Raw genomic sequence first — 15,355 nt, forward strand, 5'->3', positions numbered from 1 at the left:
TTTTTTATTTGACTCTAATTTATTATAATTTCAAATTTTTTCCAGGTCTAAATAAGCAGGTTTGAATGTTATTTTTACGTTTTTACATCCCCCGTTTTTACTGGCCACATATTAAATTTAAGATTTCATTAAGAATAAGAAAACTTCCTTATTTATCTGGTTAACAGAAAATTAAATATATAATAATAGTTCAATTTCTTGCACGAGTCAGATATTTTCGTATTTTTATACTGTCATTGAAACTTTTTTGAAGGACATTTTTAATGTTTTTGGATAAAGTTTTTAATGATGTTTCTAAAATTTGTTGGGGTAGATTTTAGAATTAAAGCAAATGGACGGGTGGGGCCGTCCATTCGCATTTCATATACTTTCCATTTTCTAGATCTTTCTGGCACTCTAATTGATTTTGTACCTTTAAACAAAAAAATTAATGAGGAAGATCATCCCTATTATCCTTCTTGTCCTGGCTGTATCCTTTGGATGGAAGTATTTTGAAAGCCGCAATGACCAACGGGATCAACTGGTAGAAAGTACCGATTTGATCGAGAAACAGATCAAGAATGTTGGGAAGCTGGTGGTTACAGAGGGTAATTTTGCACAGGTCTATTCATATAATGATTCCAGAAAATTCTATCTCGATATCCTATCTGCCAGGAAGAAGGCTCTCATTATAGTAAATGCAGATGTTACCGTGGCTTATGACCTTAGTAAGCTTCGAACAGAAATTGATCCCGATACCCGTACCGTGAGGATCCTTTATATCCCGGAGGAAGAGATCTCCATCAATCCTAATATTCGATATTACGATGTTACGCAGGACTACCTCAATCAATTTGAAGCCAAGGATTACAATAAAATACAGGAACGAATCAAGAAATCGCTTATGGCCAAGATAGAGAACTCATCTATTAAATCAAATGCCCAGAACAGGCTTATTAGCGAGCTTCAAAAGATATATATACTTACAAGCTCCATGGGTTGGTCCCTGGAGTATAAAGGTAATATCATCCCGAGTACAGAGGCCATGGAAGGAATTAAGCTTTAATAGGGAAATTCCATATTTAAGAACACTACTGTCTGGTAAAAGAGTCTGGACCGCTGCGCTGCTGGAATCTAGAATTTAGACTAAAATGTAGGTTTTTTGGCAAATAATCGTATACAAATTTCTGAAAAGCTTGAATTTTCCTGAACTATTTCAGGTCCAAAACCACCCCTGGTTGTAGTGTGTATATGTCTTCTACCTGGATATAATAAGGCTTAAGGAAAATATTGAATATTTTAATCGAACACCAATGAATCAAGAATTACTACTGTCCGGTAAAAGAGTCTGGACCACTTCGCTGCTGGAATCTAGAATTTAGACTAATTTCCCTGAACTATTTCAGGTCCAAAATCACCCCTGGTTGAAGTGGATATGTCTTCTCACTAGATTTGTGTGCAGGACAGTCAGGTGTTGCAAGCGAGCACGGAGTTTTGAGTTGAGATAGTTTTGAGCATTGTTTTTAGACAGTGTTACCTGCTCGTTTTACCTTCGGTCTTTTTTTCTTTTCCGAGACTGACATTACTATACTTTTTGGTTGAAGATTCTTATCGGATAACTCATTGTTCAAATTTTCAGAAATTCCAACTGCTTCCCAAATCATGCTTTGTATTTCTTTTTTTGGAAAAGACTGGAAATCCTTTAAGGAGATATGCCTTATCAACTTTCCTTTACCATTTAATTTTACAGTTTGTTTCAATTCCACTCCACGATTAAATCCGAAATTGACGTGGTCAGAATAAACAGCAATATGGCAAAAAGCATCTTTTAATTTTTCCGATTTCGAGTAGGCCAATGCGACTGCATTATAATTATCCCAAATTAATTCGTTTGCTTGCGGCACCAAATCAGTTATGAAATTTCGTAATTCCATAGTCAAAGCTTGAATTCGCTCGTCATATGGCTCCATGAATTTTTTTAACTGTGGATTTGGTTTCATTCCTCTAGTCGCAATTTCTATTTTTTGGCTTGCAGGTAACAACCCGGTTAAACAACCAAAGTCGATTCCACCAGGTCTATCCCGCCATCAATAAGATGAGCCACCCCCGGCCTTGCTTCTTTTACCTTTTGAAGATGTTCCCGAACTTCTTTAGCCAGCTGTTGGTCGCTCTCTACTGCAAGTTCATAAATTTCCACTGCCAGTAACCAGTCCCGGCTATGATGCTTTTTAAGTATATCAAAAGCGGCAGTTAGAGAGAATTTAGTGTTCTCCCCATTGCGAATATTTCTTACTGCCTGGTACAGGCTTTCAAGTTCTTCCCTTTCAGGGGTTTTCCTGCTTTTAATAGTAGTGCTGGAGATCTTATGGGTGATAAGGTCAAATGAATATGGATCTGCCGGCCCTGCAAAGGCTGATACTACTTCTTTTCCTACCGCCATATCATAGTTACCCCACTCCGGTCCAAAAAGTGACTCCCCGTTACAGGTGACGGTGCAGTTCTTTAAGCTTATTAGGATGATCTTACCCTGCAGGTTCCTGGTTCCTGTAATGATCTCGCCTTTTACCACTACACCTCCTTCAAATTCAAAAGTGATGCGTTCTCCTTCATAAATATCATAAGCTCTTAGATCCCGGGGGCTCATATCTTCAATGGCTAGGTTAATTCCTTTTAATTTACCTACAGGTGAGCCAAACCCATCGGGATGATTATGGGTTCCATGACCTACAAGTTCTTTTTCCCTGTAAGAGAGGGCAGTTTTACCGGTAGTTTGGAAATATACAGGCTGGCCGTTATGTTCTACCACCCTGGTGAAGTCACCCGAGATCTGTATTCCCGTGCTTAATTCTATGGTCCCGGTGTTTTTTGAGTTAATAAGTTTCTTTAGACCTTCAAGGCCACCCCTTCTAAGAGCCATAGTATTGGCAAATTCTTCAAGCACCAGGCTTAAATGAGCAAAATCTGGCGTTACATATAGTTGAGGCTGCGGCTTGGTAATATCAAATTCCTGCCTGGCTGCTTCTATGGTATATGGCAATTTCTTCACCTTATCTGTCATACACCATGCGCTTTCCCCTATGGAAGATAAAAGGCCGGCGCCGTAGATCTTTGGATCTTCAGGTGTGCCTATGAGGCCATACTCCACCGTCCACCAGTGCAAATTTCTAATTTGGGCCATTTCACTGGCTTCACCCATATTATTTTGAAGGTAATCCACCCGTTCTTCAGCTTTTTTTATTTCCTCTTCAGGGGTGTCCTCTGCTTCCTTGATTATAGATAAGTGCCTTATAGCCTCATACATTTCATAATCCTTTCCGCTGGAAATAGCTTTACAGCCAATTTCCCCAAAGCGCCTTAAATATTCGGCATACTCAGGATTTGCTATTATAGGGGCATGGCCCGCGCCTTCATGAATTATATCTGGTGCGGGAGTGTATTCAATATGTTCAAGCTGGCGTATGTCGCTGGCAATGACCAGGACATTATAAGCCTGGAACTCCATAAAGGCCGCCGGGGGTATAAAGCCGTCTACCGCGACCGCAGCCCAGCCTATCTCCTTAAGAATGCGATTCATTCCATACATATTTGGAATGCTGTCTATGGAGATCCCTGTTTGTTTTAAACCATCGAGATAGGAGTGATGGGCTACCTTACTTAGGTATTCCACATTCTTTCGCATTACATACCGCCACACTGCCTGGTTGATAGCATTGTATTCCTCGTAATTCTGAGGTTTTATGAATTGCTGAAGATGAGCAGGCAGCCGGTCTAATATTTCGTTGGATTCAATCTTTTCTAACATACTAATTGCAAAATTTCCTGAAGTATAAATATACAAATACCTTATTAATATTAATGTTGAAAAAACGTTGAGTACCGCCTATAAAAAAATGCCTTCGTAGGGGGAAGGCATTTATTGAATCTAACTCGTTGTACCGAAAATATTAAAAGAAATTATCTTCTGGTTCCGGGCGGGTAGGTTTCAAGCATTTTTTTCACGATCTCGTTGATTCGTTCCTGCTTCCTGTCAACTTTTTTTGCCAGGACTGCAGATCCCATACCCTGCCAAACTAATTCCTTTCTTTCAGCATCTACAAAATCAATATAGAGAGTACCTTCGCTATTGGTGTTGACGGATGTTTGCGGACCCCAGAACCACGGGTTCCAGCCCCAGCCGTATCCCCAGCCCAGGCCTCCCCAGCCCATCATGTGATGGTTGTAGACATTGATATTCTCTCTGGTCTTGGTGAAGATGCTCACAAGCATATCCGGGTCTTCAGATTTTGTGAAGCCTTTGGCGGCCATTTCTGTCTCTATAGCCCTTAGGATCCTTTTCTTGTCAAGGTCTGATATTTCAGCCTTGTCAATACCGGGTTTAAAAAAGGCATAAGTTTGATATTGATTAAAATCAACCTGTTGATCATAATCTGATGCCACCCTTACCGAGTTACAAGAAACAAATGTAACTGCGAAGAGCAGCACAACGATAGTAATTTTTAGAAATCTCATAATGAAAACGTTTTAGATTACTGGTTAAGAATCTAAGAACAAGGAATCTTTCACCATATTCGGGATTGTGATCTTAAGCTTTGGTTCCTGTTGCATTGCTCTCTTTACAGAAAATACAGCCTCTTCATTGCGGGCCCAGGAGCGCCTGGCTAAACCATTATTTACATCCCAAAATAACATGGATCGTAACCTGTCATCAGACTCTTTAGTTCCATCAAGAACCATTCCAAATCCGCCGTTTATAACCTCTCCCCATCCAACACCTCCGCCGTTGTGAATGCTTACCCAGGTTGCTCCCCTAAAGCTGTCTCCTATCACATTCTGTATGGCCATATCTGCCGTATACCTTGAGCCATCATAAATATTGGAGGTTTCGCGATAGGGAGAATCTGTGCCTGAGACATCATGATGGTCCCTCCCCAGGACCACGGGACCAATTTCACCCTGAACAATCGCCTTATTAAAAGCGGCGGCGATCTCAATCCTTCCGGAAGCATCGGCATACAGGATACGGGCTTTTGATCCCACTACAAGTTTATTTTTTTTGGCATTTTTGATCCAGTGAATATTATCCTTTAACTGGGAGTGGATCTCTCTGGGAGCCTCCTGTAGAATATTCTCCAGGACCCTGGTGGCGATAGCATCGGTTTTATCCAGGTCTTCATCTTTCCCCGAAGCGCAAACCCAGCGGAACGGACCAAACCCGTAATCAAAGCACATAGGGCCCATAATGTCCTGCACATAGGAAGGGTAGGCAAAAGTTAGTTCCTCTCCCTGTTTTGCCTGGGAGCTGATAAAGTTTCCCTGCCCGTCCCGGTGGATCTTCGCGCCCGCCCGGGATGCTTCCAATAGAAAGGCATTTCCATAATCAAAGAAATAGGTTCCCCGGGTGGTATGAGTGTTTATAGCTTCGGTTTGCCTTCGAAGGCTTTCCTTTACCGCCTCCCTGAATTTCTCCGGTTCCCGGGACATCATTTCTTTTGCCTCTTCAAATCCTATACCTGCAGGATAGTATCCTCCTGCCCAGGGGTTGTGTAGGGAAGTTTGGTCACTGCCCAGGTCTACGTAAATTTCATTATCTGCAAAATATTCCCATACCTCTACTATATTTCCCAGAAAAGCAATGGATACGGTTTCTTTGTTTTCCCTGGCTTCCTTCACACGGGTTCCAAGTTCTACAATATCTTTGATCACCTCATCTACCCATCCCTGGGAGTGACGCGTTTCAACGGCTTTAGGATTTACCTCGGCACAAACTGTGATACAACCGGCAATATTTCCCGCTTTGGGTTGTGCCCCGCTCATCCCCCCAAGTCCGGAAGTAAGGAATAAAGCTACTTCCCCTTGCGATTTCCCAATTTTCCTCAAGGCGTTAAGAACCGTAATTGTGGTGCCGTGAACTATTCCCTGAGGCCCTATATACATATAGCTACCCGCGGTCATTTGACCATATTGGGTCACCCCAAGGGCGTTAAATTTTTCCCAGTCATCTGGCGCCGAGTAATTGGGGATCATCATCCCGTTGGTTACCACCACCCGTGGCGCATTCTTGTGAGAAGGGAACAAGCCCATAGGATGCCCCGAGTAGATCACCAGGGTTTGGTCATCCTCCATTTCTGCGAGGTATTTCATTGCCAGCAGGTATTGGGCCCAATTTTGAAAAACGGCCCCGTTCCCGCCATAGGTAATAAGCTCCTCGGGGTGCTGGGCAACCGCAGGGTCCAGGTTGTTCTGTATCATAAGCATGATAGCTTTTGCCTGGCTGCTCTTTCCCGGGTACTCCTCTACAGGGCGGCCATACAATTTATAAGTGGGTTTATAACGGTACATATAGATCCTGCCGTACTTCTCCAGCTCTTCCTTGAATTCGGGCAGGAGAGCCGCGTGTTGCTGCTGGCTAAAATACCGCAGGGCATTTCTAAGCGCCAGTTCTTTCTCCTTCTTATTGAGGATATCCTTGCGCCTGGGAGCGTGATTAACATTAGGGTCATATTTATATGGAGCAGGTAGCTCGTGTGGAATTCCCTGCAAAACCAGATCTTTAAAACTCATTGGAATTTGTTTAAGCGATTACGCCTCAAAGTAGCACAAAAAAATTATAATTTTTATAATACTTACCTGCTTTTTTTACGGCTATCTTTGAAAGGTTGGGACTTAACCTGCCACTCATTCTTATATCTAAATCTATACAAAGCATCAGGAGGACAAGACCGTAAGGAAGCTAATGCCCGCTGTATGCTAAGACATTTTAAAAAGAACTGCTATGAAACACACTTTACTTTTATTTTTATTATTCCTGGGTATCATTTCCTGTAAAAGCAACATAGAGGAACAGGGAGATATACAGGGTGACGATATCACAGAGCTCAATAAGAGCCTGCAACTTCATAATTCCCGGAACTCATTAGACTGGGCCGGAACTTACAGCGGATTATTGCCCTGTGAGGATTGCAGGGGTATTGAGACCCTAATTGAGATCAAGGAAGATCAAACTTACCGGTTAATTCAAAGGCGCACGACCCGGGAAGAAGATGGCCCTAAAGAGGAGAGTACAGGAAATTTCACATGGAATGAACAGGGCAGCACTATTGAACTGGTACAGGAACCCAATATGCCTTTGCTTAAAGTGGGGGAGAACTATTTGGTGCCCCTGGATCCTCGCGGATTTGAGCTTAAAGCAGAACCCGGTAATAACTTCAAATTGTTGAAATTATAAGGATTGACATTTAGTTTCGGAAAGAATCAGTCTTCTTATCATAACCATAAGGACAATGCCTGCAGCCGCTCTTGCAGCAGTAACCTCTTTTAAGGTGGTATTGTTCGGTGAAGCACCTGTACCCTTCAGGCGTGAGGTAATAATCTCCCGGCTCCAGGGGAATATTTTTCTTAAAGGTATTCATATCGCAAAAATACAATTCTTATCTTGATCTCATGATTGTGATCGTGAACAAATATTTTATGAGAAAAGGCTTTGCCGGGATCACTCTATGGCCCTTCGTAATCCTGAGAAATAAAGGATTGAAACAGGACCCTGTGTTTTTGAATCACGAAAGGATACATTATAAGCAGCAGGCAGAGCTACTGGTGATCCCATTCTATATTTGGTACTTCCTGGAATTTATACTTAAATATGCATTTTACAAAGATCCTTACCTCACTTATCGCAACCTCTCTTTTGAACGGGAAGCTTATTCTCACGAGAGAGATCTTGCCTATTGCAGCAAAAGGAAATTATGGTCCTTTACAAGGTTTTTAAGCAGAAAAGCTTAACCAGATTAATGAAATCTTTTTAAATCTTTGCATTATGGCAACTACATTAGATCTTATGCTGAAGGATTCTCCAATAGTTCACGTCCTCACACGGCGGGAAGATGGGGTCTCACTGTATATAAAAAGAGAAGATCTGTTGCATCCACAGGTATCAGGTAATAAATTCAGAAAACTGAAGTATAACCTGGCTGAGGCACAAAAGCAGGGCCACACCCGCCTGCTTACCTTTGGAGGGGCTTTTTCCAATCATATAGCTGCAGTAGCAGCTGCAGGGAAAATTTTAGACCTGCAAACTATAGGGGTGATAAGAGGAGATGAGCTGGGAAGAGATATGGAAAGTACCCTGAAGAAAAACCCAACTTTAGATTTTGCCGCATCACAAGGAATGAAATTTTTATTTGTGAGCAGGAGTGATTATCGGGAGAAGGAAACTACAGCATTTAGACAAGATCTTGAAAAGGAATTTGGGTCATTTTATCTTATTCCTGAAGGCGGGACTAATACTTTGGCTGTGAAAGGTTGTGAGGAAATTTTAACGGGGGTAGGGAAGGATTTTGATTTTATTTGTTGTGCAGTTGGAACCGGAGGCACTATAGCAGGGTTGATCAATGCAGCTGCAAAAGACCAGAAAGTTCTGGGCTTTCCTGCGCTTAAGGGAGATTTTCTTGAGGGTGAAATCAGCAAATATACTTCAGCAACAAATTGGGAGTTGGTAAATAAGTATCATTTTGGTGGTTATGCAAAGGTGAGCCCGGAGCTTATTGATTTTATAAATGATTTCAGAAAAACATATGATATTCTGCTTGATCCCGTTTATACAGGTAAGATGTTGTTTGGGATCTTTGATATGATGGAAAACGCTGTTTTTCCTCAAAATTCCCGTATTTTAGCGATCCATACCGGAGGTTTACAAGGAATAACCGGTATGAACAAATTATTGAAAAATAAAAATTTCCCTCTAATCGATGTTGAGAATGAGATCTAAATATTTTTTTCTTCTGCTTTTCACTGTAGCTTTTCTTTATTCCTGCGGAAGCAAAAAGAAAGCCGTGACAAAGCGTGATGCTCCTGCAGAGGTGGTGGATAATGTGAGAAAGGACATGCCACCCAAACGATATGCCGATGTGGTAGAGGAATATATAGATACCTACGCAGCAATAGCACAGGAGGAAATGAGATTATATAAGATCCCTGCCAGTATTACCCTGGCACAGGGTATCCTGGAATCTGGTGCGGGGAGGGGAGACCTTACCCGCAGGGCCAATAATCATTTTGGTATAAAATGTCACGAGTGGACAGGGGACAGGGTGTATCATGATGATGACCGCTCCCAGGAATGTTTCAGAAAATATAATGACCCCAAATTTTCTTACAGGGACCACTCACTTTTCCTGGCCGAAAGAAGGCGCTATGCAGCACTATTTGATCTGGAGATTTCAGATTATAAGGGATGGGCAAAAGGTTTGCGGGCTGCAGGTTACGCGACCGACAGGTTGTACCCTAATAAACTCATTGACCTTATAGAGCGGTACCAGTTGTACAATTATGATAATGAGGTGCTGGGAGTACAACCAAGAAGGTCTAATAATCCCGTAGCCAGAAGTGCAGGCACAAGGCACGTGGTACAGAAAGGGGATACCCTTTATTCCATTGCGAAAAGATACAATACTACAGTAGAGCTTATTCAAAGGCAGAATAATCTTAATTCTACAAATATTTCAATTGGGCAGGAACTAAGCGTACCTCCCAGATAAAATTAAAATTTATGATCTATAAAAGAAGCAGCGAACTATTTGCCGAAGCGCAAAAGGTAATTCCCGGTGGGGTAAATTCACCCGTAAGGGCCTTCAATGCAGTAGGGGGCGAACCTGTTTTTATCCAACGTGCAGAAGGGGCTTATCTTTATGATGAAGACGGCAATAAACTTATTGATTACATCAATTCATGGGGGCCAATGATCCTGGGACATGCGCACAAGCCTGTGGTTGATGCCGTAATAGAAAAAGCTAAAAAAGGAACCTCCTTTGGTACTCCTACCCAAATTGAGACAGAGATCGCCCAATTGGCGGTAAAGATGGTTCCCAATATTGATAAGATACGTTTTGTAAATTCAGGAACAGAGGCCTGTATGAGTGCAGTGCGTTTGGCCCGCGGATATACCGGGAAGGAAAAGATCATCAAATTTGCCGGTTGTTATCACGGGCATAGTGATTCATTTCTAATACAGGCAGGTAGTGGTGCGGTAACTTTTGGGACCCCCAACAGTCCCGGAGTGACTGAAGGTACAGCGAAAGATACTCTCCTGGCCAAATATAATGACCTCGAGAACGTGAGGGAGTTGATCAATGCCAACAAAGGCGAACTTGCCTGCATAATCCTGGAGCCTGTGGCAGGAAATATGGGATGTATCCCACCTGCTGAAGGATTTTTGGAAGGCCTGAGAAAGCTTTGTGACGAGAATGAGATTCTTTTAATCTTTGATGAGGTCATGACCGGTTTTCGCCTGGCTCCCGGTGGCGTACAGGAAAGAATGGGTGTAAAGGCAGATATAGTAACCTTTGGAAAAGTAATTGGAGGAGGATTGCCTGTAGGGGCTTTTGCCGCAAATGCAGAGATTATGGGGCACCTGGCTCCTGAAGGGCCTGTTTACCAGGCAGGAACCCTTAGTGGAAACCCTCTTGCGATGGCTGCAGGACTTGCAATGCTGAAGGAACTGGATAGCAACCGGGAAATTTTCAACAGCATTGATGAAAAAACCGCCTACCTGCATACAGGTATTGCTGAAGCTTTAAGGGAAAATAACATTACCCACACCATTAACAGGCTGGGGTCTATGATATCGGTGCATTTCAACGATACACCGGTGGTAGATTTTGAAACTGCTGCAATGGCAAATAATGATACTTTCAGGAAATTTTTCCACGGCCTTCTTGAAAATGGGATCTATATAGCTCCCAGCGCTTTTGAAACCTGGTTTATAACAGAGGCACTTTCATATGACGATCTGGATAAAACCATCGCCGCAGTGAGAAAAGTTGCCCGCGACCTTAAGTAAGAATAGGTTAATTATAATATTTATCCTGCCGGCAGTTTCTTAATAGAGAAATTCCCGGCAGGATTTTTCTTTTAAGGAGTTTACTGTCGTTATTTCCTAAAAATATACGTGCATTCCTGGCTTGAATGTAGCCACGAATGCACGGATGTTCTTTTATATTTTCCTATTCTCGCACCATCATCCTGAGACCTTGATAATATTTTTTATTAGAGTGAAGTGTTGACGTTTGAGAATCATCAATGCGAGTCAATATTTTTGTTTGAAGGTTTTTTCTGGCCTACGAAAACTTCTCGTAAAATTTGAAATGAGAGGGGCGTTAAAAATTTTAGGCTGTTTGAGCGAAACGGAATAACCTCGCTAGAATGGATTTGCCCGCGAGTTCCTAAAATTTAGCCACCGAATGAAAAATTTAGAGAAGCTTTCGTAAGCCTAGACTTTTTTGTTTCTTTTTTTTGCAACCGACGACCAGAGGGAGAGGATTGCAGCAAAAAAGAACAAGCGGTCCTATGAAATGCCTATAAACTCGCCTGGATAATGTAAGATAAATAGAATACGTCAATGGTAGACCTTGATAAAATTTTTTTTATTAGCGTGAAGTGTTGACGTTTGAGAATCATCAATGCGAGTCAATATTTTTGTTTGAAGGTTTTTTCTGGCCTACGAAAACTTCTCGTAAAATTTGAAATGAGAGGGGCGTTAAAAATTTTAGGCTGTTTGAGCGAAACGGACTAATCGCGATAGAATATACTTTCACGCGAGTTCCTAAAATTTAGCCACCGAATGAAAAATTTAGATAAGCTTTCGTAAGCCTAGACTTTTTTGCTTCTTTTTTTTGCAACCGACGACCAGAGGGAGAGGATTGCAGCAAAAAAGAAGGAGCGGTCCTATGAAATGCCAATAAACTCGCCTGGAAAACGTAAGAAAAATAGAATACGTCAATGGTAACTTGTTTCAGGATCTAATGGGCTTAGGTGTTACCCATCTCAACTATCCCGTGTATATATCACCTCTCTCAACTCCCTGTCTCTTCTCACTTCTCTCTTCTCTCTTTTTCTTGTTTCTTGATTCCTCTTTCTCTTTCAAGCCACGAATGCACGAATGTTTTTTATATTTTGCTATTATCGCATCGTCCTCCTGAACTTGTTTCAGGATCTAATGGGCTTTGGTGGTAACCAACTCAACTACCCCGTGAATATATCACCTCCCTCGACTCCCGTCTCTTCTCTCTTCTCTCTTCTCTCTTGTCTTGATTCTTGTCTCTTGATTCTTGTCTCTTGACTCTTGGTTCTATTTATAAAACTCCTTAAACATTCCCTCTGTGATCTTAGCCGGGCGTTTGGTTTCGGCATCCAGCAGGCACCAGGTGGAAAGCGCCTGGATAAGGATCTTGCCAGTTTCTTTATTGCGGATAAGGACGTGGCGTTGTGAGGTCACATGGGTGTGTTCTCCCACATAAGTTTGCAGCAGGAGTTCATCGCCTAAAAAAGCCTGGCCCTTATAATCAATTTCGTGACGCAGCACCATCCAGATGAACTTTTGTTTAATTTCTACAGGGGCCCGTTCATTCCAGTGGCGTTTGGCAATATCTTCCATCCACTGCACATACCTCACGTTGTTCACGTGATCCAACTCATCAAGGTCCTTTTGGGAAACTTTGATGCTGTATTCAAAGATCTCTGGCGTTTGGTTCATCGTTCCACGATTTCCACCTCAAACAATTTATCCCAGTTCTTACCGGTAACATAAAGCTTTTTGGTGTTTGGATTATAAGCGATTCCATTAAGTACATCCAGGTTGGCATGCTGTGTCACCTTTTCCCTTAGTCCCTGGAAATTGATAAGGCCTTCTATAGCCCCATTCTCAGGATTAATGATGGCTACCCCGTCCTTTTGATAGGTGTTGGCATAGATCATCCCTTCAACCCATTCCAGTTCGTTAAGCTGTGTAGAGACTGACCGGTGGGTGGTTGGCTGGATAAAAGTTTCCTCGACCAAAGTCTTACCATTGAGGATCCAGATCTTCTCTGTCCCGTCACTTTTATAGAATTGGTGGCCATCATTACACAAGCCCCAGCCTTCTTTGCTGTTATTGAACTTAAAACTGCCCTGGCGCTCCAGGGTGGTTACATCATAGATCAAACCTTCACCTTCATTCCAGGTTAGCTGGTAGATCTTATCGTTGAGAATTGAAAGTCCCTCACCAAAATATTTATCTGCCAGTTCTGCCTGCTGCAGTACCTCCCCTGTCTCAAAGTTAGTCTTACGCAGGGTAGAGGAGCCGTATTGGCCGGTACTCTCATAAAGGGTGTCCCTGTAAAATTCCAGTCCCTGGGTGTAGGCTGTTTGATCGTGAGGATATGTGTTTATGATCCTGTAGGTATAGACAGTGGGCGGTATATTGTTATAGATTTTTACCGGCAGAGTTATGGTATCTGTTTCTCCTTCTGAAAATACAATGGCCCGGGCCACATGATTCCCTAGTTTAAAGTTTTGAAGTTGCAGCTGCAAAGAGGGTTCTCCTTTACTGCTCGTAATATATTTTTCCTGAAAATAAAGTGCAGCAGAATCGATTTGCCGGTTTTTGATGTTCCTTATTTTAAGTTGTACGCTTTCCCCAAGCTGAAATTCATTCTTTTCAGTCTCTGTAAAAAGAGAAAAATCAGATTTTTTTTTACCTGAATTACTTCCGCAGGAAATTAACAGGAGATTTAAAATAAACAGGTACAGGAGGTTAAGTTTCTTCATTAAAAAAGCTTGAATTTATTGCTGCTAAAATAATTAATTCAAACTAAAAAAGTCTTGCCAAATGTATCAAAGATTGTATATTTGCACCGGCAAGTCCCACACAACCAGCTCCTGCTGACTCCCCCAGGGCGGGAACGCAGCAAGGGTAAGCGGTCGTAGCGGTGTGATGTGGGTAGCTTGCCATTTTTTGTATCTGATATTTAAATTTTATCGCATCTTTGTGATCTATGAAAACAGATACTTCTTCAAAAGTTGTCCTTATCACAGGCGGATCTTCAGGAATAGGAAAATCCATAGGCCAATACCTCTCCAAACGCAATTTTAAAGTTTACGGTACAAGCAGAAACCCCGGGAAATCAATAATGCTTCCTTTTTCCTTAATAGCTCTCGATGTCACCAGGCAGGACACAATCCAAACAGCTATTTCAGAAATTATAGAGAAAGAGGGCAAAATAGATATCCTTATCAATAATGCAGGGATTGGGATTACCGGGCCCATAGAGGAAACCCCGGATGAGGAGATAAAAAAAGCCTTTGACACCAATTATTTTGGGCCAATTAATGTCATAAAAGCCGTTCTTCCACATATGAGGAGACGGGGGGAGGGGTTGATTATAAATATCACTTCTATTGCCGGTTATATGGGATTGCCCTATCGCGGGATCTACTCTGCCACCAAAGGCGCACTGGAGCTTACTACAGAGGCTTTCAGGATGGAATTAAAGGAGTTCAATATAAAAATGACCAATGTGGCACCTGGGGATTTTGCCACCAACATTGCTGCAGGTAGGTATCACGCTCCTGTGCTGGAAGGCTCCCCTTACCAAAGATCCTATAAAAACACCCTTGACCTTATGAACAAGCACGTGGACGAGGGCCAGGATCCTGAACTTATGGCAAAAGCGATCTTAAAGGTTATTGAGACCAAAAACCCCAAGGGACATTATAAGGTGGGAGAGCCACTGCAAAAATTCTCTGTTGCGTTAAAGCGTATTTTGCCCGATAAAGTATATGAGAAAATGTTGCTTAAACATTATAAATTGTAATTTTGCCACTTTCAAATCTGAATTTTAAAACAACACACACAAGATGAAATTTTTTATTGACACAGCAAACCTGGATCAAATTAGAGAAGCCCAAAACCTTGGGGTTCTGGACGGGGTGACCACCAATCCTTCCCTAATGGCCAAAGAAGGAATTACAGGAAAGGAAAATATTATAAATCACTATAAGAAGATATGTGAGATCGTAGATGGTGATGTAAGTGCAGAGGTTATTGCTACCACCTATGATGAGATCATCAGAGAAGGTGAAGAACTTGCTGCCCTACACGAGCAAATTATCGTTAAGGTGCCTATGATCAAGGAAGGTGTGAAAGCTATAAAATATTTTAGCGATAAAGGAATAAAGACAAATTGTACCCTTGTATTTTCTGCAGGCCAGGCATTACTTGCAGCAAAGGCAGGTGCAACTTACGTTTCCCCTTTTATAGGAAGACTGGATGATATTTCTACAGATGGGTTGAACCTTATTGCAGAGATAAGGTTGATCTATGACAATTATGGTTTTGAGACACAAATCCTTGCCGCATCTGTTAGACACACTATGCACGTGATAGACTGTGCAAAAATAGGAGCCGATGTTATGACCGGTCCTTTGTCCTCAATAGAAGGATTATTGAACCACCCGCTTACAGATATTGGACTTGAGAAATTCCTTGCAGATTATAAGAAAGGGAACTAATACTTTCTTACTGTAAACTAAAAAACCCCGGACATTCACGTTCCGGGGTTTTTTG

15 protein-coding genes and 1 other RNA gene are annotated in these 15,355 nt (G+C 42.0%); 9 read left to right on the top strand and 7 right to left on the bottom strand.

Annotated features, from left to right (window positions below; genetic code table 11):
• Window positions 1-430 precede the first annotated feature (430 nt).
• Entirely contained in the window at window positions 431-1,045 is a 615-nt protein-coding gene (locus tag FHG64_RS16190; protein ID WP_139067366.1) for a DUF4230 domain-containing protein, read from the top strand.
• Between the two features lie 457 nt (window positions 1,046-1,502).
• Here FHG64_RS16190 and FHG64_RS16195 read toward each other — a convergent pair whose 3' ends face one another.
• From FHG64_RS16195 to FHG64_RS16210, 4 genes are all read right to left on the bottom strand, one after another.
• A complete protein-coding gene (locus FHG64_RS16195) occupies window positions 1,503-1,979 on the bottom strand; it encodes a DUF1801 domain-containing protein (RefSeq protein WP_139067367.1) in 477 nt (158 codons plus the stop codon).
• A 47-nt stretch (window positions 1,980-2,026) separates the two neighbouring features.
• A complete protein-coding gene (locus FHG64_RS16200) occupies window positions 2,027-3,781 on the bottom strand; it encodes an aromatic amino acid hydroxylase (protein ID WP_139067368.1) in 1,755 nt (584 codons plus the stop codon).
• A 152-nt stretch (window positions 3,782-3,933) separates the two neighbouring features.
• On the bottom strand, window positions 3,934-4,488 hold the full coding sequence (locus tag FHG64_RS16205) for a DUF4136 domain-containing protein (protein ID WP_139067369.1): 555 nt from the start codon (window positions 4,486-4,488) through the stop codon (window positions 3,934-3,936).
• 24 nt (window positions 4,489-4,512) lie between these two features.
• A complete protein-coding gene (locus FHG64_RS16210) occupies window positions 4,513-6,540 on the bottom strand; it encodes a urocanate hydratase (protein WP_139067370.1) in 2,028 nt (675 codons plus the stop codon).
• A 211-nt stretch (window positions 6,541-6,751) separates the two neighbouring features.
• On the opposite strand from FHG64_RS16210, the gene FHG64_RS16215 reads away from it, so the two are divergent.
• The gene (locus FHG64_RS16215; protein ID WP_139067371.1) at window positions 6,752-7,204 is read left to right on the top strand and encodes a copper resistance protein NlpE; all 453 of its coding nucleotides are present in this window, start codon (window positions 6,752-6,754) and stop codon (window positions 7,202-7,204) included.
• Between the two features lie 10 nt (window positions 7,205-7,214).
• On the opposite strand, the gene FHG64_RS19250 is transcribed toward FHG64_RS16215, so the two are convergent.
• Window positions 7,215-7,388 carry a DUF5522 domain-containing protein gene (locus tag FHG64_RS19250; protein WP_168191378.1) on the bottom strand — a complete coding sequence of 58 codons (174 nt, stop codon included), beginning with the start codon at window positions 7,386-7,388 and terminating at the stop codon, window positions 7,215-7,217.
• 58 nt (window positions 7,389-7,446) lie between these two features.
• Between FHG64_RS19250 and FHG64_RS16220 the strand changes: the two genes are divergently transcribed.
• The 4 genes from FHG64_RS16220 to hemL are packed head-to-tail and all read left to right on the top strand — an operon-like array spanning window position 7,447 to window position 10,813.
• Window positions 7,447-7,758 (top strand): hypothetical protein, encoded by a 312-nt coding sequence (locus FHG64_RS16220; protein ID WP_246054155.1) that lies wholly within the window; start codon window positions 7,447-7,449, stop codon window positions 7,756-7,758.
• Between the two features lie 34 nt (window positions 7,759-7,792).
• Window positions 7,793-8,743, top strand: a complete 951-nt coding sequence (locus FHG64_RS16225) for a 1-aminocyclopropane-1-carboxylate deaminase/D-cysteine desulfhydrase (protein ID WP_139067373.1) — start codon at window positions 7,793-7,795, stop codon at window positions 8,741-8,743.
• Complete coding sequence (locus tag FHG64_RS16230) at window positions 8,733-9,512, top strand: glucosaminidase domain-containing protein (protein WP_139067374.1); 780 nt, start codon at window positions 8,733-8,735, stop codon at window positions 9,510-9,512. Before FHG64_RS16225 ends, FHG64_RS16230 begins: the two co-directional genes overlap by 11 nt.
• 11 nt (window positions 9,513-9,523) lie before the next feature.
• Entirely contained in the window at window positions 9,524-10,813 is a 1,290-nt protein-coding gene (hemL, locus tag FHG64_RS16235; protein ID WP_139067375.1) for a glutamate-1-semialdehyde 2,1-aminomutase, read from the top strand.
• A gap of 1,287 nt (window positions 10,814-12,100) precedes the next feature.
• Here the strand turns inward: hemL and FHG64_RS16240 are convergent.
• A complete protein-coding gene (locus FHG64_RS16240; RefSeq protein WP_139067376.1) occupies window positions 12,101-12,505 on the bottom strand; it encodes an acyl-CoA thioesterase in 405 nt (134 codons plus the stop codon).
• A complete protein-coding gene (locus FHG64_RS16245) occupies window positions 12,502-13,557 on the bottom strand; it encodes a glutaminyl-peptide cyclotransferase (RefSeq protein WP_139067377.1) in 1,056 nt (351 codons plus the stop codon). Before FHG64_RS16245 ends, FHG64_RS16240 begins: the two co-directional genes overlap by 4 nt.
• 87 nt (window positions 13,558-13,644) lie before the next feature.
• Here FHG64_RS16245 and ffs point away from each other — a divergent pair.
• The 3 genes from ffs (at window position 13,645) to fsa (ending at window position 15,300) form a co-directional block, all read left to right on the top strand.
• Window positions 13,645-13,743: signal recognition particle sRNA small type (ffs, locus tag FHG64_RS16250), an RNA gene on the top strand.
• A gap of 41 nt (window positions 13,744-13,784) precedes the next feature.
• Window positions 13,785-14,603: an SDR family oxidoreductase gene (locus FHG64_RS16255; RefSeq protein ID WP_139067378.1), complete on the top strand. Its 819-nt coding sequence runs from the start codon at window positions 13,785-13,787 to the stop codon at window positions 14,601-14,603.
• A gap of 43 nt (window positions 14,604-14,646) precedes the next feature.
• Window positions 14,647-15,300, top strand: coding sequence for a fructose-6-phosphate aldolase (fsa, locus tag FHG64_RS16260; protein ID WP_139067379.1), 654 nt, complete (start codon window positions 14,647-14,649; stop codon window positions 15,298-15,300).
• Window positions 15,301-15,355: the final 55 nt, after the last annotated feature.

The organism is Antarcticibacterium flavum, from assembly GCF_006159205.1.
Lineage (GTDB): Bacteria > Bacteroidota > Bacteroidia > Flavobacteriales > Flavobacteriaceae > Gillisia > Gillisia flava.